This is a genomic window from Streptomyces sp. NPDC047072 (assembly GCF_040643855.1).
Lineage (GTDB): Bacteria > Actinomycetota > Actinomycetes > Streptomycetales > Streptomycetaceae > Streptomyces.
Genome location: NZ_JBEYVC010000054.1, coordinates 20,442 through 45,903, shown reverse-complemented (window position 1 = coordinate 45,903; position 25,462 = coordinate 20,442). Strand labels below are relative to the sequence as shown.

The following is a 25,462-nucleotide window of genomic DNA, read 5'->3' as shown; positions in this document are numbered from 1 at the left end:
GCCGCAGTGCGTCGTCGGGCGTCTGCGCCGGCGCCGTGGCTTGTCGCGCCCACGCGGCGGAGCCGCATATCAGATACAGCCCCGCGCCCCTTTGGGGCGCGCCCCGCCCCGCTCACAGCAAGTGCCCGTTGGGGGCCTTCGCCCGCTCCTCGTACGCGTCCAGTACGACGACGTCCACGCCCTTGGCCGTCAGCAGGCCCGTCCCGTCGGCCGCCGTCACGAACGTGTCCGGCTCCCGCCACGCCGTCACCACCCGTCGTACCCCCGCGTCCAGGATCAGCCGGGCGCAGGGGGCCGGGCGGGAGGCGCGGTGGGTGCAGGGTTCCAGGCTGGTGTAGACGGTCGCGGAGGGCAGGCGGGGGTCCGTCGCAGGGATCTTCGCCAGGGCCGCCTCCTCCGCGTGCACCACGGGGTCCGCGCCCTCCCGGCTGTGGCCGCGCGCCAGCTCCGTACCGTCGGCCGCGACCACCACCGCGCCGACGCTGAACGCCGTGCGGGACGGCGGGCACTGGGCCGCCAGCTCGCAGGCCAGCGCCAGCCAGCGGTGGTCGGCGGCGGACGGCAGCGGGCCGGTGCCGGGTGCGGTGGGCTCGTAGCGCATGAGGACGACGTCCTCGATACGGCGGGTCTCGACCAGCCGGAGGCGGCCGCCCTGGTAGCCGCCCGGGCCGAAGAGCCGCGGGGCGTCCGGGGAGCCGACGAAGAGGGGGGCGAGGACCAGCTGGAGTTCGTCCGCGAGGCCCTGCTGGAGGAGCTGGGTGTGGATCGTGCCGCCGCCCTCCACCATCAGCCGCTCCACGCCCCGCACTTCGCGCAGGTGGCTCAGGAGCCGGCGCCAGTCCAGGTCGGGGCCGAGGGGGACCACGTCGGCGGCGAGACCCAGGGAGCGGGCCCGCTCCGCGCCCTTGTCCGTCGTATAGACGACCTTCTCGCCGCCCGTGTGCCAGAAGTTCGCGGCCGGGTCGAGGTCGCCCGAGCCGCTGACCGTGACCTTCAGGGGGTACGGCGGCTTCCCGGCGGCCACCCGGGCGGCGCGCCTGGCCTCGGAGTTGACCAGCAGCCGGGGGTTGTCGGCGCGGATCGTGCCGGCGCCGACGAGGATCGCGTCCACGGACGCCCGGACCTCGTCCACGCGGTCGAAGTCGGCGGGGCCGGAGAGCAGGAGGCGGTCGGGGCCGGTGTCGTCGAGATACCCGTCGAGGGAGACGGCGGCGGAGAGGAGGACGTACGGGTGGGGCATCGGGCGCGGTCCCTCTCGAAGGCGGGTCTGGGGGGCAGGTCTGGGGGCAGGGCTTGGGGCAGGTTGAGGCGGGGCTTGGTTCAAGTTTGAAGCAAACCTACACTGGGAGCATGACGACCCGCTGGCTCAGCCCCGACGAGCAACGCGCCTGGCGCGCGTACATCGCCGCCGCGCTCCTCCTCGAGGACACCATCGACCGGCAGCTCCAGCAGGAGGCCGGCATGCCCCACCTGTACTACTCCATCCTCTCCACCCTCTCCGAGGCGCCCGAGCGACGGCTGCGGATGACCGATCTCGCCGAGGGGCTGAAGATCACCCGGCCCCGGCTGACGTACGCCGTGGCCCGGCTGGAGAAGGACGGGCTGGTGGGGCGCGAGAGCTGCAAGTGGGACAAGCGCGGGAGTGTCGCGGCCCTGACGGACGCGGGCATGGAGGTGCTGGAGCGGGCCGCGCCCGGCCATGTGGAGACGGTCCGCACGGCGCTCTTCGACCGGCTCACCCCGGAGCAGGTGGGGCAGCTGGAGGAGATCTTCAAGCAGGTCGGCGAGGGGCTCCAGGGCGAGGACACCGATCCCGAGAGCGTGCCGTGGCGACGGCGGTCGAACCCGTCGTCCTGCTCGTGACCCGGACCACAAACCTGTTGCTTCAAATTTAAAGCATGGGGTAGGGTCTCGATTCGTGGACCTGCTTCAAATCTGAAACAGAATCTGAGGCAGACACGTCCACGGTGCCTATGGACCGGAGAACCCGCATGCCCGACAACCCCGCCGCCACCCCGGCCGACGCTCCGGCCGCCACTCCGGCCGCCACTCCGCGCTCCCGCGTCCGCGTCCCCCTCCGCTTCGGGGACGGCTACCGCGTCGACGCCGAGCTCGTCACCTTCCACGGTCTGGCCGACGGGCAGGAACACCTCGCCGTCGTCCTCGGCGACCCGGGCCCCGTGCCGCTGGTGCGGCTGCACTCCGAGTGCCTGACCGGCGACGTCTTCGGCTCCGCCCGCTGCGACTGCGGACCCCAGCTGCGCGAGGCGGTCGAGCGTATAGCCGAGCGCGGCGGCGTCCTGCTGTACCTCCGCCAGGAGGGCCGCGGCATCGGCCTCTACAACAAGCTCGACGCGTACGCCCTTCAGGACCAGGGCCTCGACACCTACGCGGCGAACACCGCGCTGGGCCTGCCCGAGGACGCCCGCGACTACACGGCGGCCGCGCAGATGCTGACCGCGCTGGGCATCGGGCGGCTCGACCTGCTCTCCAACAACCCCGACAAGGCGGGGCAGTTGAGGAATCTCGGCATCGACGTCCGGGACCGCGTCCCCACCGGCGTCCACGCCACGCCCGACAACCTCCGCTATCTGCGCGCGAAGGTCCTGCAGACCCAGCACACGCTGCCGCTGGGCGAGTTGACGGAGCTCAGCGTCGGCTGAGGGTGTAGGTGGCTCCACCCCCGGTTCGGGAGAGCGCTCCCTCGTGACGGAGAGCCGGCGACGGGATCGTCGTAGGCATGGCAACTCTCCTTTATCACCTGGGCCGTGTGTCCTTCCGACTGCGCTGGCTCGTCGTCCTGCTGTGGGTGGCGGTGCTCGGCGCCGTCGGCTTCGCCGCCACCAAGGCGCCCACTCCTGCGGACGAGGGCTTCACGATGCCAGGCGTCGAGTCCCAGAAGGCCTTCGACCTGCTGGAGGAGCGCTTCCCGGGGGCGGCCGCCGACGGCGCGAGCGCCCGGATCGTGTTCATCGCCCCGAGCGGCGAGAAGGTCACGGCCACCGGGAACCGGGCCGTGGTCGAACGGCTCGTGGAGTCCGCCGCGGACGGCTCGCAGGTCGCCTCCGCGGTCGACCCGTTCACGGCGAAGGCCGTGAGCGAGGACGGGACGACGGCGTACGCCACCGTCTCCTTCGCGGCCAAGGCCGACCAGCTCACCGACGCGAGCAAGACGCACCTGGAGTCGGCGATCGGCGTGGCCCGCAAGGCGGGTCTGACGGTCGAGGTCGGCGGGGACGCGCTCGCCACGCAGCCCTCGGCGGGCGGCGCGGCCGAGGTGGTCGGCATCGCGGTGGCCGCCGTAGTCCTCCTGATCACCTTCGGCTCGATGGCCGCGGCCGGGCTGCCGCTGCTGACCGCGGTCATCGGCGTCGGGGTCAGCATGACGTCGATCCTGGCCCTGTCCGAGGCCTTCGGCCTCTCCAGCAACACCGGCACCCTCGCCACCATGCTGGGCCTGGCCTGCGGAATCGACTACGCCCTGTTCGTCGTCTCCCGCTACCGCGAGGAACGCGCGAAGGGCCGCGATCCGCGGGAGGCCGCCGGACTCGCCACCGGCACCGCCGGTTCCGCGGTCGTCTTCGCCGGACTCACCGTCGTCATCGCGCTCGCCGGCCTGTGGGTGGTGGGCGTCCCGATGCTCACCAAGATGGGCCTGGCCGCGGCCGGAGCGGTCGGCGTCTCCGTCCTGATCTGTCTCACCCTGGTCCCGGCGCTGCTCGGCTTCTGGCCGAACGCGGTGCTCTCTCGCGGCGCACGGCGCAACTCCCGGCGCCACCAGCGGAGTCTGCGCAGGACGGAGAACGGCGGCTCGCGCTGGGCGCGGATCGTCGTACGGCACCCGCTGCCGGTGCTGTTGCTGGGCGTGGTCGGCCTGGGCGCCATGGCCACGCCCGTCCTCGACCTCCAACTCGGTATGCCGGGTGACGAGGCGAAGTCGACGTCCACGACGGAGCGGCGGGCGTACGACGCGCTGGCGGAGGGCTTCGGCCCGGGCTTCAACGGTCCGCTGACGGTGGTGGTGGACGCGAAGGGCTCCGCCGACGCGGCGTCGGCCGTCTCGACGGTCTCGAAGGAGATCGCCGCCACGGCTGGGGTCGTCTCCGTCTCACCGGCCACCTTCAACAAGGCGGGGGACACGGCGATCCTGACCGTCACGCCCTCGACGGCGCCGACCGACGAGAGGACCAAGGACCTCGTCCACACCATCCGCGCCGAGCGGCCCGGCATCGAGGCCGCGGCGGACGGCGCGAGCTTCGAGGTGACCGGCAAGACGGCGGTGGACATCGACGTGGCGCAGAAGGTGCAGGACTCGCTGATCCCGTACCTCGCGGTGGTCGTAGGCCTGGCGATCGTCCTTCTCCTGCTGGTCTTCCGCTCCCTCCTGGTCCCCCTGAAGGCGGCCTTCGGCTTCTTGCTGTCCGTCCTCGCCGCGCTCGGCGCCGTGGTCGCGGTCTTCCAACAGGGCCACGGCGCGGACCTGTTGGGCGTCGAGACCACGGGCCCGATCATGTCGATGATGCCGATCTTCCTGGTGGGCATCGTGTTCGGCCTGGCGATGGACTACGAGGTCTTCCTGGTCTCTCGCATGCGCGAGGCCTACGTCCACGGCGACGCCCCGAAGACCGCGATCGTCTCCGGATTCCGCCACAGCGCGCGGGTCGTGGTGGCGGCGGCGCTGATCATGATGGCCGTGTTCTCGGGATTCATCGGGGCGGGCGAATCAATGATCAAGATGATCGGCTTCGGCTTGGCGGTAGCGGTCCTCTTCGACGCGTTCGTCGTCCGCATGGCGGTGGTCCCGGCGATCCTGGCCTTGCTCGGCCACAAGGCCTGGTACCTGCCGCGCTGGCTGGACCGGGCGCTGCCGAACATCGACGTGGAGGGCGAGAAGCTGACGGGGCGGGCGGAGGAGACGGAGCGGGCGGACTCGCTGGTGGGCGTCTGACTCCCCCAAACCAACGAAGCCTCAGTCCAGAGGTGATCTGGACTGAGGCTTCGTTGTGCGCCCTGCGGGAATTCAATGCATAACAAATGACCTAAAAGTCCGGGCCCCCGGGCTCTCTGCTGTGTGTACCGGGGGCCGGAGGCCGGTGCACATCGCTCGGGGTGCGGACACCGACTGGCCGACGCACGCTGAAGTTATGAACAGCCGGACCCCACCAGGCCCTCCGGACGGGCCGTTGAAGGGCACTGACGGCGGTCGTACGGCCTCGCCGTCGTCACGCCCCGGGCCCTCGCGTCGGAGCATCCTGACCCACGCCGGTGCAGCCCTCGCCGGCGTCTCCGTGGGTGTGCTGATCGGAGTTATCGGTGGCCCCAATTCTGGCAAGGCCATGCCTTCAGCCACGGTCACCGCGGCCTCGACAACCACGCAGACCGTCACTGCTGCACCCGAAGGAGAGGAGCCGTCTGTTTCATCCTCCTCACCCACCCCCCTCTCCTTCGGAGACACCTGGAAGTTCAAGAACAGCGACCCGGCCAAACCCTTCCAAGGCACTCTGACCGTGCTCGCCTACAAGCAGGGCTTCACCTCGGTCGGCAAGGCCAGCGAGGAGGTCGGCGCTCCCGGATACGTGTGGGCGTACACGGACCTCAAACTGTGCGCGGTGAAAGGCTCGTACATCGAAAGCTCTTACAACTGGACGCTCTACTACAGCGATGGCAGCCGCATCGAGCGCTCCGGCAGTACGTACGGCGACTTCCCGAAGCCCGAATACCCGGTCGAGGTCACGCTGACCGCAGGTAAATGCGCTCGGGGAAAGTTGGCGTTCGCGGTTCCTGGGAACAAGCGCCCGGCGTCCGTGCTGTACAAGCCTGACGGCTTGGACGAGCCGAGGGAGTGGACGGTCCCCAAGGCGTAACCGACCTGCCAAACCGCTCGGTCGAGCGGAGCAGTACCGCATAGTCCGCAAGGAGATGCGAGGTGGCTCAGGTCAGGCCCGTGTTTCCCCGGCGCCCCTCGACGCCGATCTGGAAACGCAATTTGTCAGCTGACGTTCAGCGGCGCCGCGCTGCCACCGCCCCCGTGTACGTCTCGCGAGTCAAATCATCTGGCCCGATGCCCAGTTCGGCGAGCACCGCTCGGATATCGTCCAAAGCCGCTTCCACCTGGTCCTCGTCGACCAGCGTCTCGACCTCCAGGAACGTGCCCTCGATCTCCGGCACCTGCACCAGCGTCGCCAGCATGCGACGCCCGCCGACCTCGAACTCGTAGTTCCTGCACCGCTTCTGGAAGGCGATGACCGGCACGTAGCCGAGGCCCTGCAGGATGGCGTGCGCGGCTTCCGAGTCGTCGACCAGCGTCTCGTGCTCGGGCTTGGAGCCGGACGCCTCGTCGACCGCCGCGTCCTTGTACGTGAGCACGGTACGTCGCCCGTCCGTGCCGTGCACGGTACGTACACGCAACTCTTGGTCCGCCTTCTCCAACGAGCCGTCGCCGCGGTCGTAGTAGGTGTCCTGGTAGACCTCGACCCGCGCCGCCGCCCGTTCGTCCAGCTGCCGCGTCACGGCTTCCGGCGAGTGGACCCGGGCCTTCAACTCGGCCTCGATCACGGCCCTTTCCTCTCTCTCAAACGGTGCGCACAGCCCCGTCGACGACCGCCTCGAACATCCTGCGAAACCCCCTGTACAAGGGGCCGTGCGGGGTCGCCATCACCTTGTACGTCGCCGACTCGTGCCCCTCCCACCCTGAGTCGAAGGCGCCGACGAACATCGTGGAGTCCGTCCGGATCAGCCGCCAAGTGGGCAGCATCGCGTATCGCCACACACCGATGTCGCAGGTGTCGGCCAACTCTCGCAACCGCGCCTCGGTGAGCAGGACCCCGGACGCGAGGGCCTCCGGGGACTCGCCGATCTCGGCGGCCCGACGCTCAAGGGCGCCGCTGTCGGGGTCGAGGAGGGCGACCCGGATGCGCAGCCCCTTGCCGCCCTGGTCTCGCGGCAGGCAGGCGCGCAGCAGGCTGTCGTTGAGACCGATCAGACCGAAGCCACGCACAGCGAGCACATCCAACTCCTCGGCCTCGCGGGCCTGCTGCTGGATCTCCTCGGCCGCGGAGTTCTGCGCGGCGTAGACACGGACCACTTCGGGGAACGCGGTCAGGTCGAAAGCGGCTCCACCGGAGCGCTTCTCGCGACTGGCGGCAAGGCCGAGCAGATGCCTCGCGTCGTCGGGCATGTGGAGCCCGTCTGCGATCCGCTCGTACACCTCCAGGCGGGAGACTTCACGCCGCCCGTTGATGATCTCGTTGACGCGGGCCTGCGTCATCCCGGCAGCGGCGGCGATCCGAGCCTGGCTCGCGCCGGCGTACCGCTGCACGTGACGGAAAACGGCACCCATGTCCCGCGCTCTCAGCGCCTGCCTGACCTCGGCGCGCTCCCATGCCCAATCGGGCAGTTCGATCGGCTCCAGCGCGGTCCCCACGGTGCGGCCCCCGATATCCACGAACGAGATGGAAAGCCATCCCACAGTGAGATTACCGGCGGGGGATCGAGCCGACACCGTCCGTCACAAGAACCTGGTCAGGTCAGGAATCCCGACGGCCGCGCAATCGGCGCCGGGGATGGCCGAGTGACTGGAGTCGACGTGCCGCACCGTCCCGCCCCTGAGGCGGCCACACCAGACCTCGACGAAACGCCCGTGGACATCACCACAATGCGCGAGATCGTGGACCGACTCCTCGACCCGGACGCCGTACCTGTGGCGCTCCCGCCGACACCCGGCGAACTGGAGACACTCACCCTCCAACTCCGCGGACACCTCGAACTCCTCCTGCCCGAGGTCGAGAAGATCGCCAAGAGACTTCCTCAACAGAGCATCCCCAGGTACTGCGCACTGGCCTGCGTCGGCGAGGCCCGCGAGCGCCTCCGTACCGAGCCAACTCCGAGATTCGGCGGCGGCCCCAGCCACGCCCGCCGTCTCGCCCGCACCCTCAACGCCCTGTGCGACCACTGGGAGACTCTCGGCAGGGCCACGCCATAGCGCGACCTGCAGGGTGCCGGCACTTCGGGCCAGCAGGGAGCCGACGAACGCCCCCCCCAGACCCCCGAAAACGCACCGAGCCCCAGTCCAGACGCGATCTGAACTGGGGCTTCGTTGTAGGCCCTGTGGGACTCGAACCCACAACCAATGGATTAAAAGTCCACTGCTCTGCCAATTGAGCTAAGGGCCCAGGCGATGTTGCCCCCACGAGCATAGCCGGACGTGGCCGTGTCTCCGATCGGGTATCGGGGAGACGGCCACGTCGGGCGGGTGGAGGGTGGGGAAAGGTCACGGATCGACCGGTTCGGGGGCGTTCGCTCGGGACGCCTCGCGGGCGCGAGTACGGTCGTGATCGGGGTTGAGGAACCAGTGGCGGGCCGAGGCGAACCACCAGGTCGCCGCGAAGCCCAGCACCGCCAGGACGGCGATCGGCGCGTAGTTGAAGGTCTCCCAGGTGACCGGGGAGACCTGCGGGAGCATGAAGAGGACGGTGATGATGGCGACCCACACCACCGACACCACCCCCACCACACCCGACCACCGGCCCAGATGCCACGGCCCCCGCTGGAACGCCTCCCCCTTGCGCACCCGCAGCAGCGTCGGGATGACGTACGCGATGTAGAGGCCGATCACGGCGACGGACGTCACCGCCGCGTAGGCCGTGTAGTTGATCAGGTACGGCAGGCCCAGCAGCAGCGCCCCGCCCGCGGCCAGCCACACCGCCGCCACGGGGGTGCGGGTGCGCGGGCTCACCGTGTGCCACACCCGCGAGAACGGCAGCGCGCCGTCGCGGGAGAAGGCGTAGATCATGCGGCTGTTGGCCGTCACCGACGCCATCCCGCAGAACAGCTGCGCCCCGATCACGACGAGGAGCAGGAGCTTGCCGGCGGTGGCGCCGAGCGCGTCCAACAGGATCTGCGCCGGCGGCGCCCCCGTGGGCGACGAGAGCGCCCCGTCGTAGGACTGGATCGCGAAGGTGAAGCCGAGGAGCAGGACGAAGCCGGCGATCCACGACGTCCAGATCGACTGGACGATGCCTTTCGGCCCCGCCGTGGACGCGTCGTGCGTCTCCTCGGTCATGTGCGCGGACGCGTCGTAGCCGGTGAAGGTGTACTGCGCCATCAGCAGGCCCAGCAGGACGACGTACAGCCCGCTGCCCCAGCCGGTGTTGTTCACGAATTCCGTGAACACGAAGGACGCCGACTGGTGGTGGTCCGGCACGAAGGCCAGCGCGCCGACGATCACCGCCACACCCACCACGTGCCACCACACGCTCACGCTGTTGAGCAGGGCGACGATGCGGACGCCGAAGGTGTTCAGCAGACCGTGCAGGACGAGAATCGCCGCGAACAGCAGGATCGTCCGGCCCGGCGTCACCTTGAAGTCGAACTGAAGGTTCAGGTACGCCCCGAGGAAGGACGCGGCGCCGAAGTCGATGCCCGCCGTCACCGCGACCTGGCCCAGCACGTTGAACCAGCCCGTGAACCAGGCCCACGCCGCGGCCGATCTGGGCGGAGCCAGCCGGTGCGCCCAGAAGTACAGGCCCGCCGAGGTCGGGTACGCCGAACAGATCTCGGCCATCGACAGGCCGACGAACAGCGTCATCAGGCCTACGGCGACCCAGCCCCAGGTGATCACCGCCGGGCCGCCCGTGTTCATGCCGAACAGGTACAGCGTGAGGCAGCCCGACAGCACCGAGATGATGGTGAAGGAGACCGCGTAGTTGGAGAACGCCGACATGCGGCGGGCCAGGACCTGCGTGTAGCCGAGCTGGGCAAGCCGTTCCTCGTCGGAGAGCTCCTTGGAGACCCCCGACTGCCCACTCGCTATGGCGTCATCTGTCATGCCCCCAGCGATTCCCATCCTGGGGGCGTGACACACGTCACAACTTGGCCGAGAAGTGCCCCTCTAGAAAAGGCCCTTGTAGCTCTGCCACCCGGTGGCGATCTTCACCCGGCCGCCGAACGAGCCCTTGCCGTCACCGCCGTTGCGCCAGAGAACACCCGCACTGTCCCGCGACACGAGGTCCGCCCGGCCGTCCCCGGTGATGTCCCCGACACCGACGATCACGTTGTACGACCCACCCCACGCACCGAACACCTTCACCCGCGCCCCGAACGTCCCGTTGCCCTTGCCGAAGTACCGGTACAGGTTGTTCGCCTTGTCCTGCGCGACCAGATCCCCGACACCGTCACCGTTCAGATCCCCGACGCCCACGACCTTCTTGTACGTCTTCCAGTTGTCGTACAGCTTCACCCGCGCCGACAGCTTCCCCGCCGACGTCCCCTTGTACAGGTACACCGCACCGGTCGAGCTGTTGCGCGCGATCAGATCCGGACGCCCGTCCTTGGTCACGTCACCGGGCGCGGTCAGCACGTCGTACTGGTTCCACCCGCTGATACCCAGAACGGTGTAGGGGGTCGACGGTTCCAGATACGCACCGCAATCCAGCTTGTAGAGCCGCAGAGCCCCGCTGCTGTACCGCACCAACACGTCGTTGCACCGGTCGCCGCTCAGGTCCCCGAACGGCACCGCCTTGATGCCGGTGGGCCAGGCACTTCCGCTGGACTGCCCGGAGAACGTGCCCTTACCGGTGCCCGTCCGGAAATTCAGCCGACCCGAGGAGTTGAGGACGAGCAGGTCGCCGACGCCGTCAGGATTGCCGTCCGGGCCCACGTGGTCCCTGTGCACCGGGGCCGCGTCCACCAGCCGGAAGCTGCCACTCGCCGCCACCGGCGCGCCGACGCCGTCCACGGGCGTGGCCGACAGGGTCCAGTCGTACGTGCCGTTGGGCGCGAGCCCGCTCGCGGTCACCGCGTCCCACCCGGCCCTGAGGTCACCGCGGGACTCGCTGCCGTCCACCGTGTCGACGACCTTCCCGGTCGTCCTGCTGCGCACGGTCATCCGCCAGTTCGCGGGCTTCGACAGCGGCAGGGAGGTGAGGGCGTAATACGTGGGGTCCGTGTAGCGCGCGTTGAGCCACGTCGAGTTCACGGCCGGTCCCAGGAGGCGCAGCGGCTGCTGCATCACCCCGGACGGTACGAGATGCACCTGCTCCTTGTCGTCCACGTAGGCCGCGTTGGCCCCCGCCTCGTCGACGGTCCAGCGCACGTCCCGCTGCGAGGTCCCGGTGTCGGGCAGGTCGCCGATGACCCGGCTGGACGCGGTCCCGTCGGCAACCGTGGTCAGCGTCAGACGCCCGGCCGCCTTGTCGTGCGTGACGACGTAGCCATCCCCGAGCTTCGCCTCGTCCGCCGGGACGGACACGGACTTCTTCGCCGTACGGTCGTAGACCCCGGCCTTGTCCCCGCAGGTCCAGTACAGGTAGCGACCGAGCGCCTGGAGTTCGGTGGGGGAGCAGCCGGCCTCCGTCGTCAGCGTCTCGACGGTCTTCTTCGTCGTCAGGTTGTACGCCGTGACCTCACCGGCATTCCCCCCGGCCGTCCAGAGGATGTCGCCGTCGAGGGCGGCGGCGCCGGGGGCGCGGGTGACCTTGGGGCCGGAGCTGTCGCCGAGCCTGAGGACGAGCTGCTGGGTCGCGGTCGTGTGGATCACGTACTGGCCGGAGACGTCGGTGATCCGCCCACCGGACGGGACGTAGTTCTCCGTGAAGTCGAACGCCCCGGGCCCGCTGGCCCTGATCCGGTCGTGGGAGCCGTCCGGTGTCAGCCAGACCGCCCGGTTGTCGGCCGTACCGAACACCGCGCAGCCGCCCTCCGCCTCCGGGCAGGAGTAGAGCATCATCTCGGTGCCGTCGTAGTTGGAACGCGCCCCGTAGGTGGGCGTTCCGGTGGCGGCGACCGTCCGGAGGTAGGTGTCCCGGTATCCGCTCCTGCTCTCGTCCGCCACCAGCAGCCGCCCCTGATGCAGGGCCAGCCCCTGGATCCGGTACGGCGGCTTCGGCAGCGCCTTGGCCTGGGTGACGACCGGCGGCCCGCCGTCCGCGCCGGGGACGAGGCGCTGGAACCCCCAGTCGTCGGCGGCGGTGCGCCCGAGATACAGGGCCGTGTCGTCGGGCGCGGCGGAGACGCCCAGGTTGGAGGAAGTGAGCAGGGTGACAGACGCACCGCCCTTGATCGGCACCGCCTTGACAGCCGTGCCATCGCTGGGCCGGTGGACCAGCCAGTCACCGACGAGGGCCACGTTGGAGGCCGGTCCCACTCCTGTGCCGTCGCCGAGGGTCACCTCGGCCGGGGTGGCCGACAGGTCGGAGCGCGGCACCACGAGGACCTTGGCGTCACTCACCTTGCCGTACAGCGCGACGTGATCCCGCGAGAAGCGGACGCTGGTGTAACCCGAGGGCAAGGGCTGGGTCCAGCCGCGGACCCGGGCGGTCTCCCGGTCGACCTCCACCATCCGCAAGGTGCCGTCCAGCCTGGCGAGGAAGAAGACTCCGGTCGCGTCCGCACCTCGCGAAGTGCCCAGCGTCATTCCCTCGGGCACACCACCGATCTCCGTGTCGACCATGGCTCCGTCGTCGCCCACGGTCGACAGGCGGAAGTCCCGAGCGCTGGTCGTACCGTCCTCGTTGGGCACACCCCGATAGGTGACGGCCGTGCTGCCGTAGAACCGGAACAGTGTCCGTCCCTCGGTCATCCGGACGGTGCGGGTCGTGCCGCTGACGGCGTCGAACAACACGCTCCGGCCGTCGTTGTAGCGGTAGTCGAGGACATCACTACCTGTGCCGAACACAAGGTAAGCCCCCGCGGAGGCAGGCGCGGCGACGGTCTCACCGTCCGCGTACCGCGTCCAGACGATCCCCGAACGACCCTCGATCCGGTGGAAGAAGCCCTGGGCTCCGGCCCCCTCGGTGCCGTAGTCCGCGCTGTTGTACCCAACGAGCGAACCCGTCAGGTTGGAACTCCGCAGCGTCGCCGGCACCACCGTCTCCTGTGCCGTCTCCGCCACGGCGGCGGTGGACGGTAGCAGCGGGCTCAGCCCGGCCGCCAGTACGGCCGAAGCGGCGGCGATCCGCAGACGTACGAAGGCATGACGAGCCAACGAAGACCCTCCCCGTAAGAGGGGACGGACCGCGCACCGCCCGGCGATGCCCTGGCCCCCCGGCCGTCACATCCGTCCCACAAGTCTGCTGATCTTACCGCCTCTTTACCATCCGACGGAGAGTGTTTTCCGAATCGTCGGACCGTGTGCACGACAAAGCGCCGTGGCCCCCACCGGATTCGGTGAGGGCCACGGCGTTCAGTGCTCAGGGACGGACTCAGCCGTTGCGCTTCCAGCGCGGCTTGTCGTCGCGGCGGCCGAAGGAGCCGGTGCCGGTGCCGCGGTGGTCGTCGCGGCGGCCGTAGGGGCGGTCGTGGCTCGGGCGGTCGTGGCCGCCGGAGCGGAAGCCCGGGCGGTCGCCCTGACGGTCCCGGTTGAACGGACGGTCGCTGCCGCGGTGACCGCCACGGTCGTCACGGCGCTCGAAGGAGCGGCCGGACCCGGCCGGACGGTCGTCCCGGCGGAAGCCGCCACGGTCGTTGTCGCGGCGGTCGTCCCGGCGGAAGCCCTCGCGGTCGTCACGACGCTCGAACGAACGGCCACCGCGGTCGTCACGACGGTCGAAGGAACGGCCGGCCGGACGGTCGTCGCGGCGGAAGCCGCCACGGTCGCCGTCCCGACGGTCGTCACGGCGCTCGAACGAACGGCCGCCACGGTCGTCACGACGGTCGAAGGAGCGACCACCGCGGTCGTCCCGACGCTCGAAGGAACGGCCACCACGGTCGTCCCGACGGAAGCCCTCGCGGTCGTCACGACGCTCGAACGAACGGCCACCACGGTCGTCGCGACGCTCGTAGTTGCCCCGCTCGTCACGGCGCTGACGCGGCTGCTCGTACGCGGGCTGCTCGGCGACCACGGCCTCGGCCGCGGTCTCCTGGGCCACGACTGCCTCGGCGGCCGCGGCGACAGCCGCCTCGGGGTCCTCCCCGCGCTCACGGGCGACCCGCGCCACCAGGCGGTCGGCCTCCTCGCGCAGCTCGGTCGCGCGCCGCTGCGCCCGCTCCAGCTCCTTGGCGAGCTGGGCGACCTCACGCTCGGCCTGCTGAGCCGCGTTGGCCGCGGACTCGGACTGGACCTCGGTCATCGAACGGGCGCCGGTGATGTCGGCGACCTCGGGCTCGAAGGCCGTACCGGAGTTGATGATGTGCCGCGAGGCGTCGACGCCCGCGTCCTCCATCAGCCGGAAGATCTGGCGGCGCTGGTGCGGGAGCGACAGCGACACGACGGTGCCGGAGCGGCCCGCGCGGGCGGTACGGCCGGAGCGGTGCAGGTAGTCCTTGTGGTCGCCGGCCGGGTCCACGTTCAGGACCAGGTCGATGCCGTCGACGTGGATACCGCGGGCGGCGACGTCGGTGGCGACGAGCGCGTTGACGTAACCGTCCTTGAAGTCGGCCAGCGTCCGGGTGCGGGCGCCCTGGGTCATGCCGCCGTGCAGCGCGTCGGCCTTCACACCGGACTCGCGCAGCTGCTCGGCGATGCGGTCGGCGCCCAGCTGGGTGCGGACGAAGATGATGGTGCGGCCCTTGCGGGAGGCGATGGCCGCGGTGACCGGCGCCTTGTCCTTGGGCTTCACGATCAGGATGTGGTGCGACATGGTCGTCACGGCACCCTGGGCGGCGTCGACCTCGTGCGAGATCGGGTCGACCAGGTAGCGCTTGACCAGCGTGGAGATCTCGTTCTCCATGGTCGCGGAGAAGAGCATGCGCTGACCGCCGGCCGGGACCTGGTCGAGCAGCTCGGTGACCTCGGGCAGGAAGCCCAGGTCGGACATCTGGTCGGCCTCGTCGAGGACGGCGACCTCGACGTTCTCCAGGGAGCAGGCGCCGCGGTTGATGATGTCGCGCAGCCGGCCCGGGGTGGCGACGAGGATGTCGACGCCGCGCTCCAGGGCGTAGATCTGGTTGCCCATCGACGTACCGCCGCAGACGACCTTCATCTTCAGGCCGACGACGTCGCCGTAGGGCTGGAGGGCGTCCGCGACCTGCATCGCGAGCTCACGGGTCGGGGTGAGGATGACCGCGCGGGGCTTGTGCTTCTCGGTGCGGCCGCCGGCGAGACGCGCCAGGGTCGGCAGGCCGAAGGAGAGGGTCTTGCCGGAGCCGGTGCGGCCACGGCCGAGGATGTCCTTGCCGGCCAGGGCGTCCGGGATGGTCGCGGCCTGGATCGGGAAGGGGGTGGTCACGCCGTTCTGCGCGAGCTTGCGCACAACGCCTTCGGGGAGACCGAGGTCGGCGAAGGTGACCGTGGCGGTCTCCTCGACCGCCTCGTCCACGGAGCCGTTCTCGGGCATGACGGCGTGATCAGAACTGGAAATGGACATGCGTATGCGAAACCTTCCGGAGTCTCGTCGGCACGCGCCCGTCAACTCCGTGATTTCGCAATACGACCGCCTCTATGCGGTCAGCCACGGCAAGGGAGAGAACGCGCCACACGGCGCGCTCTGCAGTGGCGCCGGGCAATGGGATCAAACGATCTACCACCATACGCACCCCCACCCCCGGTAGGCAAACTGACCGATGCCGCTGTAACGGACGTCACCTGCGGCACCCTCCTCAGGCGCCCGGCACCCCGGGATCCGGCTGAGAAGTGGGCGAAGGCTCAGCAGACGGCGGCGGAGGCGTGGGCGACGCCGGCGGCTCACTCACCACCGGCGGCTCCGGATCAACCGGTGTGGGCGTCGGCTCTCCCTTGGTCACCGAAGGCACCGGCCTCACCGTTTGACCCGGCCGAGCCGACGCGGTCGCCCGCGCGGAGGCGGACGCGGAAGCCGAAGGCGACGCCGAACCCGACGCCTCCCCCTTCCCCCGCTTGCCGTCCCGCCCCGCCGCCCCGAACCCGGAACCCCCACCGGACCCCACGACACCCCCGTCCGGCGCCGCCCCGCCCTTCTCCCCCGCGGAGTGCGACGGCTTGGCGTGGCCGCCGCCGTCGTCCCCACCCACACTCATGCAGCCCGCGGCCGCGGCGACGACCATGACCGTGGCGGCCAGACGGACGGGTACGTACATGGGGCGCACGAGCAGCCACCTCCGAGGGCGGTCGTCAAAGAGTCAACCTGCTCAACTCCCGCCCCCCACAAGAGGACACGCGAACCGCTCAGCCGTACCCGAGTGCGTGCAGCCGCGCGTCGTCGATCCCGAAGTGGTGGGCGATCTCGTGCACCACCGTCACCTCGGTCTCCGCCACCACGTCGTCCCGGGAATCGCACATCCTGAGCGTCGGCCCCCGGTAGATCGTGATCCGGTCCGGCAGCACCCCCGCGTACCACTCACCCCGGTCCGTCAGCGGAGTCCCCTCGTAGAGCCCGAGCAGCTCGGGGTCGTCCGCCGGCGGTTCGTCCTCGACGAACACCGCGACGTTGTCCATCAGCCGCGTCAACTCCGGCGGAATCCGGTCCAGCGCCTCGGCGACCAGTTCCTCGAACTCCTCGCGCGTCATCTCCAGCACAGACCCATTCTCCGGCACAGAACGCCCGTACGAGAGTCAGGGGCGCGCCCGCATATCCGGGCGCGGACTTGGGCATACGCGACCAATGGTCCGCGTCCCCGCCGCAGCCCGAAAGCTCCTGACCGCCGCACGCAAGCCCCCGAACGCCCTCGCCCGCCACTACGGCCGCCGCCGCTCGCACCCCTCGGTCGAACTCGTGCACACCCCGCACCCCTGGGGCCGCGCCCTCGGCCTGGTCGCCGTCGTGCTGCTCGGCGCCTGGCTCGGGCTGCTCGTCGTCGGCAACGTCCGGGTCCCCGTCGGCCCGATGAACACGACGATGACCCTGCGCCCCTCCCTGAGCGGCGGCACGAAGATCAACGTCTCGCCGCTCGGCGCGCTGAGCCTCGACAGCCACCACGCCCCGGTCCGCCTCGACGTCAACGTCGACCAGCTCGACCCGGAGCGCGCCCAGGCCCTCGTCGACCACCCCGAGCGGCTCTCCGGCCTCCAGGACGAGGTCGCCACCGACGTCGAGCACGGCACCCTCGATCTCGCCCTGCGCTCGTGCGTCGCCGTCGTCGCCGGAGCCACCGCCCTCGGCCTCGCGGTCTACCGCCGCCCCCGCCGCGCCCTCGCCGCCGGCGGCCTCGCCCTCACGCTCCTGGCCGCCTCGGGCGGCACGGCGTACGCCACCTGGAACCCCGAATCGGTCCTGGAGCCGAAGTTCTCCGGCCTGCTCTCCTCGGCCCCGTCCCTGGTCGGCAACGCGCGCAGCATCGTCACCGAGTTCGACGTCTACCAGAAGGAGCTGGCCCGCCTGGTCACCAATGTGACCAAGCTCTACGACGTCACGTCCACGCTCCCGGCCTACCAGCCCGACCCCACCACGATCCGGGTCCTGCACGTCTCCGACATCCACCTCAACCCGGCGAGCTGGAAGATCATCGCCTCGCTGGTGGACCAGTACAAGGTCAACGTGATCGTCGACTCCGGCGACACGATGGATCACGGTACGGCGGCGGAGAACGGCTTCCTCGACCCGATCCCGGACCTCGGGGCGCCGTACGTCTGGGTGCGCGGCAACCACGACTCCCTCACCACCCAGCGCTACATGGAGGGCCTCAAGGGCGTCCACGTCCTCGACAACGGCGACGCCGAGACCATCGCCGGGCTGCGCTTCGCCGGCATGGGCGACCCCCAGTTCACCCCCGACCGCTCGACGAACCCGGGGGCGGACGAGTCCCAGGAGGCGGCCGGCGCCCGGCTGGCCGCGGCCCTGCGCGCCCAGACGACGGCCGGCACCCCGGTGGACATCGCGATCGCCCACGAACCCTCGGCGGCCCGCGAGGTCGACGGCACGGTGCCGATGATCCTGTCCGGCCACCTCCACCACCAGGAGATGGAGGTCATGAAGAAGGGGACGCGGCTGAGGGTGGAGGGCTCCACCGGCGGCAGCGGACTGCGTGCCGTGGAGGGCAAGTACCCCGACCCGATCGAGGCGTCCATCCTCTATCTGGACCGCGACACCCGGCGGCTCCAGGCCTGGGACGAGATCAAGCTCGGCGGCCTCGGCCTGACGACGGCGGAGGTCAGCCGCCACCTGCCCGAGGACAACCAGCCGGGGGCGACACCCGCACCCTCGCCGTCCCCCACCGGCTCCCCGTAAACCGTTTTGGCGATACCTCCCGGCATCCCATATGCTTCTCACGTCCCCGACGCGCTGCGAAGCGCGCAGGCGGGCCGATAGCCCTCATCGTCTAGCGGCCTAGGACGCCGCCCTTTCAAGGCGGTAGCACGGGTTCGAATCCCGTTGGGGGCACGCAACACCGTGTGCGACACTGTTCGCACACAACGCTTGGTCCTGTGGAGCAGTTTGGAGTGCTCGCCACCCTGTCAAGGTGGAGGCCGCGGGTTCAAATCCCGTCAGGACCGCTGGAACTTTGCGAGAAGTTCCTCGGCTGGGTAGCTCAGTTGGTACGAGCGACCGCCTGAAAAGCGGTAGGTCGCCGGTTCGACCCCGGCCCCAGCCACCGCCAAGAGAACGCCCCGGGCAGCACGTCACCCGGGGCGTTCTCGCGTCTCCGGTCCGGACAGGCCCTAATCGGTGAGATCCAGGGCGATGCGGAGCGTCCGGGAGACTGCGCTCATCTCCTCATCGGGGACGATCCCGAGGTACTTGCCCGCCGTGATCGCCGAGACGGTGAGGGTCATGATCTGGGTCCCGATCACATCACCAGCCACGGGGGCGGTGATCCGGGCCGACAACAGTGTGTCGGGAGCGGTACCGGTGGTATCGATCAGAACTGTCACGGCGGTGCGCGGGAACACCGAAAGGGCAGGATCCGCCTCGACCACGAGGAGCGTATGCCCGGTGCGCCGACCCGGGAGCTCCCACGCCTGGCCCCGCCGCAGCGGCGGAAGACTGTCGCTCACGTCGCGGTCCCGCCGTTCAGTTCGTCCAGAGCATCGAGCTGCAGCCGGTCGAACTCCTCGAACGTGTCGAGGCGGGACTCCTGCCACTTGGACAACCGGGCGGCGGAGTCCCGCACAGCCTGTGCCATAAGGGCCTTCGCCGCGTAGGCCGAGAGGTTCCCCTCAGCTTCGTGGTTCGCCGCCTCGAAGACGTCTATGGGCAGACTCACAGTCACGCGCTTACGTGTTGTCATACGGATCAGCATACTCACAGAGTGCAGCCTGGTCCTGTGGGGCAGTTCGGAGTGCTCGCTACCCTGTCAAGGTGGAGGCCGCGCCCGCGGCGCAGCCTCAATCGGGTGCAGCAAGTCCCGTCAGGACCACTGAGGTTCCTTCTGGAACCTCTCGGCTGGGTAGCTCAGTTGGTACGAGTCTCCGGATCGGGGTCTTGTTGTATCTCAGGGGTCTCAGGGGGTGCGATGGGTCAGGACGACGGTCTGGAACTGGCGCGGGCGCGATACGGCCTGTTCGCGGTGGTCCTCAGCAATCTCGCGATCACCGGTGTGGCGATCTTCGGGGTCTGGCGGCTCGACGGCGACAAGGCGGTGATCGTCAGTGTCCTCACCGCCGCCTTCACCGCGGTCAGCAGCATGACCACCGCCTACCTGGGCATCAAGGCGGTCTCCAACACCGCCAGGGCCATGGCTCTGCGTGACACGCGCGCCCCGGAACCCACGGAGACGCCGGCCTCACCTCCGGCCCAGCGCACCCCGTAACGGCCGCTCAGCCGCCGGAGACAAATCGTTCGCCAGCAATTTCCCGGGGATGAGATCCTGGATCGCGTATGTCTACGCACCCTGCCCCCGCCCCCGGCGCCCCGGCCTTCGGAGAGCTCGCCGCCCGCCTGACCGAGTTGTCCCTGCGTGACGCGCAGCGGCTCGGGCGCAGGCTCGAAGGCGCGCGCAAGATCCGCAAACCCGAGGCGCGGACCGCCGTGCTCGCCGAGATCGCGGCGGAGATCGGGAAGGGCGAGGAGCGGATCGGCGTACGGCGTGCGCGCGTGCCCGCCGTCACCTATCCCGAGCAGCTCCCGGTCAGCCAGAAGAAGGACGAGATCGCGGACGCCATCCGTGATCACCAGGTCGTGATCGTGGCCGGCGAGACCGGCTCCGGCAAGACCACGCAGATCCCCAAGATCTGTCTGGAGCTGGGCCGGGGCGTCAAGGGCATGATCGGGCACACCCAGCCCCGCCGGATCGCCGCGCGTACGGTCGCGGAGCGGGTCGCCGAGGAGCTGGACACCCCGCTCGGTGAGGCCGTCGGCTGGAAGGTGCGGTTCACCGACCAGGTGAACCAGGACGCGACCTTCGTGAAGCTGATGACGGACGGCATCCTGCTCGCCGAGATCCAGACCGACCGCGAGCTGCGCGCCTACGACACGATCATCATCGACGAGGCCCACGAGCGGTCCCTCAACATCGACTTCCTGCTCGGGTACCTCGCGCAGCTGCTGCCGCGCCGTCCCGACCTCAAGGTCGTCATCACCTCCGCGACCATCGACCCCGAGCGGTTCTCCCGGCACTTCGGGGACGCCCCGATCGTCGAGGTCAGCGGCCGGACGTACCCGGTGGAGGTGCGCTACCGCCCGCTGCTGGAGGAGGACTCGGACGACTCCGACCGCGACCAGATCACCGCGATCTGCGATGCCGTCGAGGAGCTCCAGGGCGAGGGCAAGGGGGACATCCTCGTCTTCCTTTCCGGGGAGCGGGAGATCCGCGACACGGCGGACGCGCTCACGAAGAAGGCGTATCGCTTCACCGAGATCCTCCCCCTCTACGCCCGCCTCTCGCACGCCGAGCAGCACCGCGTCTTCCAGCCCCACACCGGGCGCAGGATCGTTCTGGCGACCAACGTCGCCGAGACCTCCCTCACCGTGCCGGGCATCAAGTACGTGATCGACCCCGGCTTCGCCCGCATCTCCCGCTACAGCCACCGCACCAAGGTGCAGCGGCTGCCGATCGAGGCGGTCTCGCAGGCCAGCGCCAACCAGCGCAAGGGCCGCTGCGGCCGTACGTCCGACGGCATCTGCATCCGCCTCTACTCCGAGGACGACTTCAACGCCCGCCCGGAGTTCACGGACGCGGAGATCCTGCGGACGAACCTCGCCTCCGTCATCCTCCAGATGACCGCGGCCGGCCTCGGTGACATCGAGAAGTTCCCCTTCATCGACCCGCCGGACCACCGCAACATCCGCGACGGCGTCCAACTCCTCCAGGAACTGGGCGCGTTGGACCCCGCCGAGAAGGACGTACGCAAGCGGCTGACCCAGACCGGCCGCAAGCTCGCCCAGCTGCCCGTCGACCCGCGCCTCGCGCGCATGGTCCTGGAGGCCGACAAGAACGGCTGTGTCCGCGAGGTCATGGTCATAGCCGCCGCGCTCTCCATCCAGGACCCGCGCGAACGCCCGGCCGACAAGCAGACCCAGGCCGACCAGCAGCACGCCCGCTTCAAGGACGAGACCAGCGACTTCCTCGCCTACCTCAACCTGTGGCGGTACGTCCGCGAGCAGCAGAAGGAGCGGGGTTCGTCGTCCTTCCGCCGGATGTGCAAGCAGGAGTACCTCAACTTCCTGCGCATCCGCGAATGGCAGGACATCTATACGCAGTTGAGGACCGTCGCCAAGCAGATGGGCATCCATCTGAATGAGGACGATGCTCCTGACCAGTCCGTCCACGTCTCCCTCCTCGCCGGTCTGCTCTCGCACATCGGCATGAAGGACGTGAAGGACGGCAACAAGAACGAGTATCTGGGCGCCCGCAGCGCCAAGTTCGCGATCTTCCCGGGCTCGTCGCTGTTCAAGAAGCAGCCGCGGTTCGTCATGTCGGCCGAACTGGTGGAGACTTCACGGCTCTGGGCCCGCGTCAACGCCAAGATCGAGCCGGAGTGGGTCGAGCCGCTCGCCGAGCACCTGCTGAAGCGGACGTACTCCGAACCGCACTGGGAGAAGGACCAGGCGGCCGTGATGGCGTACGAGAAGGTCACGCTGTACGGCGTGCCGATCGTCGCCGACCGCAAGGTGAACTACGGCCGGATCGATCCGGAGGTCTCCCGGGAGCTTTTCATTCGCAACGCGCTCGTCGAGGGCGACTGGCGCACCCACCACAAGTTCTTCGCCGACAACCGCAAGCTGCTCAGCGAGGTCGAGGAGCTCGAACACCGGGCCCGGCGCCGGGACATCGTCGTCGACGACGAGACGCTCTTCGACTTCTACGACCAGCGGGTGCCCGAACACGTCGTCTCCGGCGCCCACTTCGACTCCTGGTGGAAGCGGAAGCGGCACGAGCAGGAGGACTTCCTCGACTTCGAGCGCGCGATGCTCATCCGGGAGTCGGCGGAGGCGGTCACCAAGGCCGACTACCCGGACAGTTGGCGGCAGGGGCAGCTCAAGTTCCGCGTCACGTACCAGTTCGAACCGGGCGCGGACGCGGACGGTGTGACGGTCCACGTCCCGCTCCAGGTGCTGAACCAGGTGACGGACGAGGGCTTCGACTGGCAGATCCCGGGTCTGCGCGAGGAGTTGGTGACGGAGCTGATCCGGTCGCTCCCGAAGCCGATCCGCCGCAACTACGTGCCGGCACCGAACTTCGCGAAGCGGTTCCTGTCCGCGGCCGTCCCCCTTCAGGAGCCCTTGACGGTCACGATGGCCCGCGAGCTGAAGCGCATGGTCGGAGTCCCCTTCGACGCCGAGGACTTCGACTGGTCCCGGGTGCCCGAGCATCTGCGGATCACCTTCCGGATCGTGGACGAACGGCGGCGCAAGCTGGCCGAGGACAAGGATCTGGAGGCGCTGCGGCTCCAGTTGAAGCCGAAGGCGCGCCAGGCGCTCTCGCAGGCGGCCGCGGCGACCGCGTCCCGGGAGGGCGGGCAGTCCCTGGAGCGCAAGGGGCTGACGGACTGGACGATCGGTTCGCTCACCCGGGTCTTCGAGACGCGGCGGGCCGGTCAGCCGGTGAAGGCGTACCCGGCGCTGGTCGACGACGGGGACACCGTCTCCGTCCGGCTCTTCGACACGGAGGCCGAGCAGGCCGAGGCGATGTGGAAGGGCACGCGGCGGCTGATCGTGCGCAACATCCCGGTGAATCCGGCGAAGTTCGCGAGCGAGCACCTGACGAACCCGCAGAAGCTGGCGCTCTCGGCCAACCCGCACGGCTCCATCCAGGCCCTGTTCGACGACTGCGCGGTCGCCGCGGCGGACAAGCTGATCGGGGACTTCGGGGGGCCGGCGTGGGACGAGGAGTCGTACCGGAAGCTGTACGAGAAGGTGCGGGCGGAGATCGTCGACACGACGGTGCGGACGGTCGGGCAGGTGCAGCAGGTGCTGGCCGCCTGGCAGGCCTGTGAGCGGCGTCTGAAGGGCGTACGGAGTCCGGCACTGCTGGCGAACCTGGCTGACGTACGGGCGCAGTTGGACGCGCTGGTGAAGCCGGGGTTCGTGACGGCGACGGGGCTGCGCCGACTCCCGGACCTGATGCGCTACTTGGTGGCCGCGGACCGGCGCCTGCAGCAGATGGCGACGAACGTCCAGCGGGACACGACCCGTATGGAGAAGGTCCACGAGATGCAGGACGAGTACGCCTGGCTGCTGGAGCAGCTCCCTCAGGGGCGTCCCGTCCTCCAGCAGGTCCTGGACGTCCGCTGGATGATCGAGGAGCTGCGGGTCAGCTACTTCGCGCACGCGCTCGGCACGGCGTACCCGATCTCGGACAAGCGGATCGTGAAGACGATCGACACGCTGGCGCCGTGACGGCCCCCTCACCCACGGTGAGTTCGACCAGGACCCGCCCGCTCCTGTACAGTCCTTCTCGCAGCGCAACGCACCAGTAAGCGCCGCGAAACCTGGTCCTGTGGAGCAGTTTGGAGTGCTCGCCACCCTGTCAAGGTGGAGGCCGCGGGTTCAAATCCCGTCAGGACCGCATCAAGGAGTAAGGCCCGCATCCGACAAGGGTGCGGGCCTTCTTCGGCTCTCCCTTACCCCTGCTCGCCACCCTGCCAAGGTGGAGGCCGCGCCCGCGGCGGAGCCGCAATCAGACACAGCAAATCCCGTCAGGACCGCATAGAGCAGCAAGGCCCGCATCCCGGCAAGGGAAGCGGGCCTTCTTCATGTGCCGGCTCACATCTCTCAGCCCGTCCGGCGTTTGAGGACGAGGCCCTTTCGGGGCCGAAGCGGGGGGCTGGGGGCGGCAGCCCCCAGGGGGTCACTGCAGCGCCGGCGGCGGCTTGAGCGCGCCCACGCCATCTTGACGGCACCTCCAACCCCCGGTACCCAGAAACCAGGCCCTCGTTCAAGCGGCGCAGCCGGAGGTGGCGTATGGCGGCTTCGGTCAGGCATGAGACGCGGGCCCTGCTCCGCGCGCACCTGGCGGCCGCGTCGTCGTACCGGCACCTGACCCGGCACTGCCCGATCTGCCATCACCTGCTGCGGCTGGCGATGGATTCCGCACCCCGCACCGCACCCCGCGCGACCACGGCCCAGGACGATGCCGTGGAGGACGAGACCCCCTCCCCCGCGTGATCTCCGGCGCCTCCCCTAGCGCACACAGAGCAGTCACAACAAGGACTCTGGCATGTGACGGGAGTCACCGCATGAGTTTTTGAAACCGTGGAACTTACCGGTCTCCTACAACTGGTCAATTTAATATGTGCAATTGCACCCTCGGCAGCGACTCGTCAGGGAGTACCCGCAGGGCGCCACGGGCAGTCACGACGGCCGGTCTCACAGGAGATCCGACACCCCTCCCCAGACTCCGACAAGCCCACTCACAGACCCGCTGACCACCGCACACTTCACGCACTCCGCGCACAAATAAGATCGCGCCGGACTCGGCGGAGTCCGGCGCGATCGACGACGAGGTGGAGAGTGGGCCCTGTTGGGGCAGAACCCGCGTCGCTTGGAGCAAGGGGTCGGGCGTCTCGACCAGTTGGGGGACCAGCCGTTATGCCCGGTTATGCAAGGGTTCAGGCCTCGCTGCGCTGCTGCGGGATACCCGCGAGCAGTGCGCGGACCTCGGCCTCGCGGTAACGGCGGTGACCGCCGAGCGTACGGATGGACGTGAGCTTTCCGGCCTTCGCCCACCGCGTGACCGTCTTCGGGTCCACGCGGAACATCGTGGCGACCTCAGCCGGGGTCAGCAGCGGCTCGGCATCAGGGGTGCGAGCGGTCATGAGCGGCCTCCTCGGGAGAACCGATCGTTCTCGGTTCTTTCCTCTAAATTCTGCACCTTGACCCGCGTTGCCCGAAATGGCGGACGCGAGTCGAGTCGGTTATAGGACGAACGGCTTGTCCTCGGCACTACAACTACACCATCTGTCCAGCCGCGTAGGCCAAACCTATGGATTTGCCCCCCAGACGTTCATCGGCGACGGAAGCCGATGGACCATGCCATAGCGGACAGTCACGCCTCTGTGACGATCAGTCACAGAGGCGATCAGGAGTCACCAGACCCCCCAAAGTGGAACCTCCCCCGGGCCCCTTGTCCTATTTTGGCATGAGGAGGGGCAAGAGGCGCAAGAGCCGGATACGTGCGGTCCGTCACGCTTGCCCCTTGTTGATGGGACATCAGCGAAACCTCGTGACACCTT

The 25,462-nt window shown here is 69.4% G+C and carries 19 protein-coding genes and 6 tRNA genes; 14 read left to right on the top strand and 11 right to left on the bottom strand.

The genetic code is table 11. The annotated features are described in order from the left end of the window. Positions 1–112 precede the first annotated feature (112 nt). Positions 113–1,240: a dihydrofolate reductase family protein gene (locus tag ABZ896_RS23295; RefSeq protein ID WP_360932184.1), complete on the bottom strand. Its 1,128-nt coding sequence runs from the start codon at positions 1,238–1,240 to the stop codon at positions 113–115. Between the two features lie 110 nt (positions 1,241–1,350). Here ABZ896_RS23295 and ABZ896_RS23290 point away from each other — a divergent pair, with 110 nt between their 5' ends. The 4 genes from ABZ896_RS23290 to ABZ896_RS23275 all read left to right on the top strand — a co-directional run bounded on the left by ABZ896_RS23290 (position 1,351) and on the right by ABZ896_RS23275 (position 5,864). Further along, positions 1,351–1,863, top strand: a complete 513-nt coding sequence (locus ABZ896_RS23290; RefSeq protein ID WP_360932181.1) for a MarR family transcriptional regulator — start codon at positions 1,351–1,353, stop codon at positions 1,861–1,863. A 128-nt stretch (positions 1,864–1,991) separates the two neighbouring features. Continuing rightward, the gene (gene ribA / locus ABZ896_RS23285; RefSeq protein WP_360932178.1) at positions 1,992–2,663 is read left to right on the top strand and encodes a GTP cyclohydrolase II; all 672 of its coding nucleotides are present in this window, start codon (positions 1,992–1,994) and stop codon (positions 2,661–2,663) included. Positions 2,664–2,740: 77 nt separating this feature from the next. Further along, entirely contained in the window at positions 2,741–4,948 is a 2,208-nt protein-coding gene (locus ABZ896_RS23280; RefSeq protein WP_360932175.1) for an MMPL family transporter, read from the top strand. A 340-nt stretch (positions 4,949–5,288) separates the two neighbouring features. Further along, positions 5,289–5,864, top strand: a complete 576-nt coding sequence (locus ABZ896_RS23275) for a hypothetical protein (protein WP_360932172.1) — start codon at positions 5,289–5,291, stop codon at positions 5,862–5,864. 136 nt (positions 5,865–6,000) lie between these two features. Here the strand turns inward: ABZ896_RS23275 and cyaB are convergent, their stop codons facing one another. After that, positions 6,001–6,555 carry a class IV adenylate cyclase gene (gene cyaB / locus ABZ896_RS23270; protein ID WP_360932169.1) on the bottom strand — a complete coding sequence of 185 codons (555 nt, stop codon included), beginning with the start codon at positions 6,553–6,555 and terminating at the stop codon, positions 6,001–6,003. Positions 6,556–6,571: 16 nt separating this feature from the next. Next, complete coding sequence (locus ABZ896_RS23265; protein ID WP_360932166.1) at positions 6,572–7,444, bottom strand: helix-turn-helix domain-containing protein; 873 nt, start codon at positions 7,442–7,444, stop codon at positions 6,572–6,574. 195 nt (positions 7,445–7,639) lie between these two features. On the opposite strand from ABZ896_RS23265, the gene ABZ896_RS23260 reads away from it, so the two are divergent. Continuing rightward, positions 7,640–7,981: a DUF6415 family natural product biosynthesis protein gene (locus tag ABZ896_RS23260; protein WP_360932163.1), complete on the top strand. Its 342-nt coding sequence runs from the start codon at positions 7,640–7,642 to the stop codon at positions 7,979–7,981. 117 nt (positions 7,982–8,098) lie between these two features. Here the strand turns inward: ABZ896_RS23260 and ABZ896_RS23255 are convergent. From ABZ896_RS23255 to ABZ896_RS23235, 5 genes are all read right to left on the bottom strand, one after another. Next, positions 8,099–8,171, bottom strand: a tRNA-Lys gene (locus ABZ896_RS23255). Between the two features lie 98 nt (positions 8,172–8,269). Continuing rightward, positions 8,270–9,826, bottom strand: coding sequence for an amino acid permease (locus ABZ896_RS23250; RefSeq protein WP_360932160.1), 1,557 nt, complete (start codon positions 9,824–9,826; stop codon positions 8,270–8,272). Between the two features lie 63 nt (positions 9,827–9,889). After that, a complete protein-coding gene (locus ABZ896_RS23245) occupies positions 9,890–12,982 on the bottom strand; it encodes a VCBS repeat-containing protein (RefSeq protein ID WP_360932157.1) in 3,093 nt (1,030 codons plus the stop codon). A gap of 217 nt (positions 12,983–13,199) precedes the next feature. Then, a complete protein-coding gene (locus ABZ896_RS23240; protein ID WP_360932154.1) occupies positions 13,200–15,302 on the bottom strand; it encodes a DEAD/DEAH box helicase in 2,103 nt (700 codons plus the stop codon). Between the two features lie 776 nt (positions 15,303–16,078). Further along, positions 16,079–16,429, bottom strand: coding sequence for a metallopeptidase family protein (locus ABZ896_RS23235; RefSeq protein ID WP_360932151.1), 351 nt, complete (start codon positions 16,427–16,429; stop codon positions 16,079–16,081). A gap of 85 nt (positions 16,430–16,514) precedes the next feature. Here ABZ896_RS23235 and ABZ896_RS23230 point away from each other — a divergent pair, with 85 nt between their 5' ends. From ABZ896_RS23230 to ABZ896_RS23215, 4 genes are all read left to right on the top strand, one after another. Continuing rightward, complete coding sequence (locus tag ABZ896_RS23230; RefSeq protein ID WP_360932148.1) at positions 16,515–18,077, top strand: metallophosphoesterase; 1,563 nt, start codon at positions 16,515–16,517, stop codon at positions 18,075–18,077. 80 nt (positions 18,078–18,157) lie between these two features. Further along, a tRNA-Glu gene (locus ABZ896_RS23225) sits at positions 18,158–18,230 on the top strand. Between the two features lie 38 nt (positions 18,231–18,268). Further along, positions 18,269–18,343 (top strand) — tRNA-Asp (locus tag ABZ896_RS23220). 24 nt (positions 18,344–18,367) lie between these two features. Continuing rightward, positions 18,368–18,441, top strand: a tRNA-Phe gene (locus tag ABZ896_RS23215). A gap of 67 nt (positions 18,442–18,508) precedes the next feature. On the opposite strand, the gene ABZ896_RS23210 is transcribed toward ABZ896_RS23215, so the two are convergent. Together ABZ896_RS23210 and ABZ896_RS23205 are read right to left on the bottom strand one after the other, a co-directional pair. After that, positions 18,509–18,766: a hypothetical protein gene (locus ABZ896_RS23210; RefSeq protein WP_360932145.1), complete on the bottom strand. Its 258-nt coding sequence runs from the start codon at positions 18,764–18,766 to the stop codon at positions 18,509–18,511. A 74-nt stretch (positions 18,767–18,840) separates the two neighbouring features. Next, a complete protein-coding gene (locus tag ABZ896_RS23205) occupies positions 18,841–19,077 on the bottom strand; it encodes a type II toxin-antitoxin system CcdA family antitoxin (protein ID WP_360932142.1) in 237 nt (78 codons plus the stop codon). 30 nt (positions 19,078–19,107) lie between these two features. Here ABZ896_RS23205 and ABZ896_RS23200 point away from each other — a divergent pair. The 5 genes from ABZ896_RS23200 to ABZ896_RS23180 all read left to right on the top strand — a co-directional run bounded on the left by ABZ896_RS23200 (position 19,108) and on the right by ABZ896_RS23180 (position 24,395). Beyond that, a tRNA-Asp gene (locus ABZ896_RS23200) sits at positions 19,108–19,206 on the top strand. Between the two features lie 96 nt (positions 19,207–19,302). Next, positions 19,303–19,599, top strand: coding sequence for a hypothetical protein (locus ABZ896_RS23195; RefSeq protein WP_360932139.1), 297 nt, complete (start codon positions 19,303–19,305; stop codon positions 19,597–19,599). 68 nt (positions 19,600–19,667) lie between these two features. Further along, positions 19,668–23,627 carry an ATP-dependent RNA helicase HrpA gene (gene hrpA, locus ABZ896_RS23190; RefSeq protein WP_360932136.1) on the top strand — a complete coding sequence of 1,320 codons (3,960 nt, stop codon included), beginning with the start codon at positions 19,668–19,670 and terminating at the stop codon, positions 23,625–23,627. A gap of 94 nt (positions 23,628–23,721) precedes the next feature. Beyond that, a tRNA-Asp gene (locus ABZ896_RS23185) sits at positions 23,722–23,796 on the top strand. Positions 23,797–24,191: 395 nt separating this feature from the next. Continuing rightward, positions 24,192–24,395: a DUF6274 family protein gene (locus tag ABZ896_RS23180; RefSeq protein ID WP_360932133.1), complete on the top strand. Its 204-nt coding sequence runs from the start codon at positions 24,192–24,194 to the stop codon at positions 24,393–24,395. Between the two features lie 443 nt (positions 24,396–24,838). Here the strand turns inward: ABZ896_RS23180 and bldC are convergent, their stop codons facing one another. Beyond that, entirely contained in the window at positions 24,839–25,045 is a 207-nt protein-coding gene (gene bldC / locus ABZ896_RS23175; protein WP_003949541.1) for a developmental transcriptional regulator BldC, read from the bottom strand. Between the last annotated feature and the right edge of the window lie 417 nt (positions 25,046–25,462).

Coding starts and splice junctions, on each gene's coding strand:
- ABZ896_RS23295 (WP_360932184.1), bottom strand. CDS start 1,240: ATGCCCCACCCGTACGTCCTCCTCTCCGCCGCCGTCTCCCTCGACGGG.
- ABZ896_RS23290 (WP_360932181.1), top strand. CDS start 1,351: ATGACGACCCGCTGGCTCAGCCCCGACGAGCAACGCGCCTGGCGCGCG.
- ribA (WP_360932178.1), top strand. CDS start 1,992: ATGCCCGACAACCCCGCCGCCACCCCGGCCGACGCTCCGGCCGCCACT.
- ABZ896_RS23280 (WP_360932175.1), top strand. CDS start 2,741: ATGGCAACTCTCCTTTATCACCTGGGCCGTGTGTCCTTCCGACTGCGC.
- ABZ896_RS23250 (WP_360932160.1), bottom strand. CDS start 9,826: ATGACAGATGACGCCATAGCGAGTGGGCAGTCGGGGGTCTCCAAGGAG.
- ABZ896_RS23240 (WP_360932154.1), bottom strand. CDS start 15,302: ATGTCCATTTCCAGTTCTGATCACGCCGTCATGCCCGAGAACGGCTCC.
- ABZ896_RS23230 (WP_360932148.1), top strand. CDS start 16,515: ATGGTCCGCGTCCCCGCCGCAGCCCGAAAGCTCCTGACCGCCGCACGC.
- ABZ896_RS23205 (WP_360932142.1), bottom strand. CDS start 19,077: ATGACAACACGTAAGCGCGTGACTGTGAGTCTGCCCATAGACGTCTTC.
- ABZ896_RS23195 (WP_360932139.1), top strand. CDS start 19,303: ATGGGTCAGGACGACGGTCTGGAACTGGCGCGGGCGCGATACGGCCTG.
- hrpA (WP_360932136.1), top strand. CDS start 19,668: ATGTCTACGCACCCTGCCCCCGCCCCCGGCGCCCCGGCCTTCGGAGAG.
- ABZ896_RS23180 (WP_360932133.1), top strand. CDS start 24,192: ATGGCGGCTTCGGTCAGGCATGAGACGCGGGCCCTGCTCCGCGCGCAC.
- bldC (WP_003949541.1), bottom strand. CDS start 25,045: ATGACCGCTCGCACCCCTGATGCCGAGCCGCTGCTGACCCCGGCTGAG.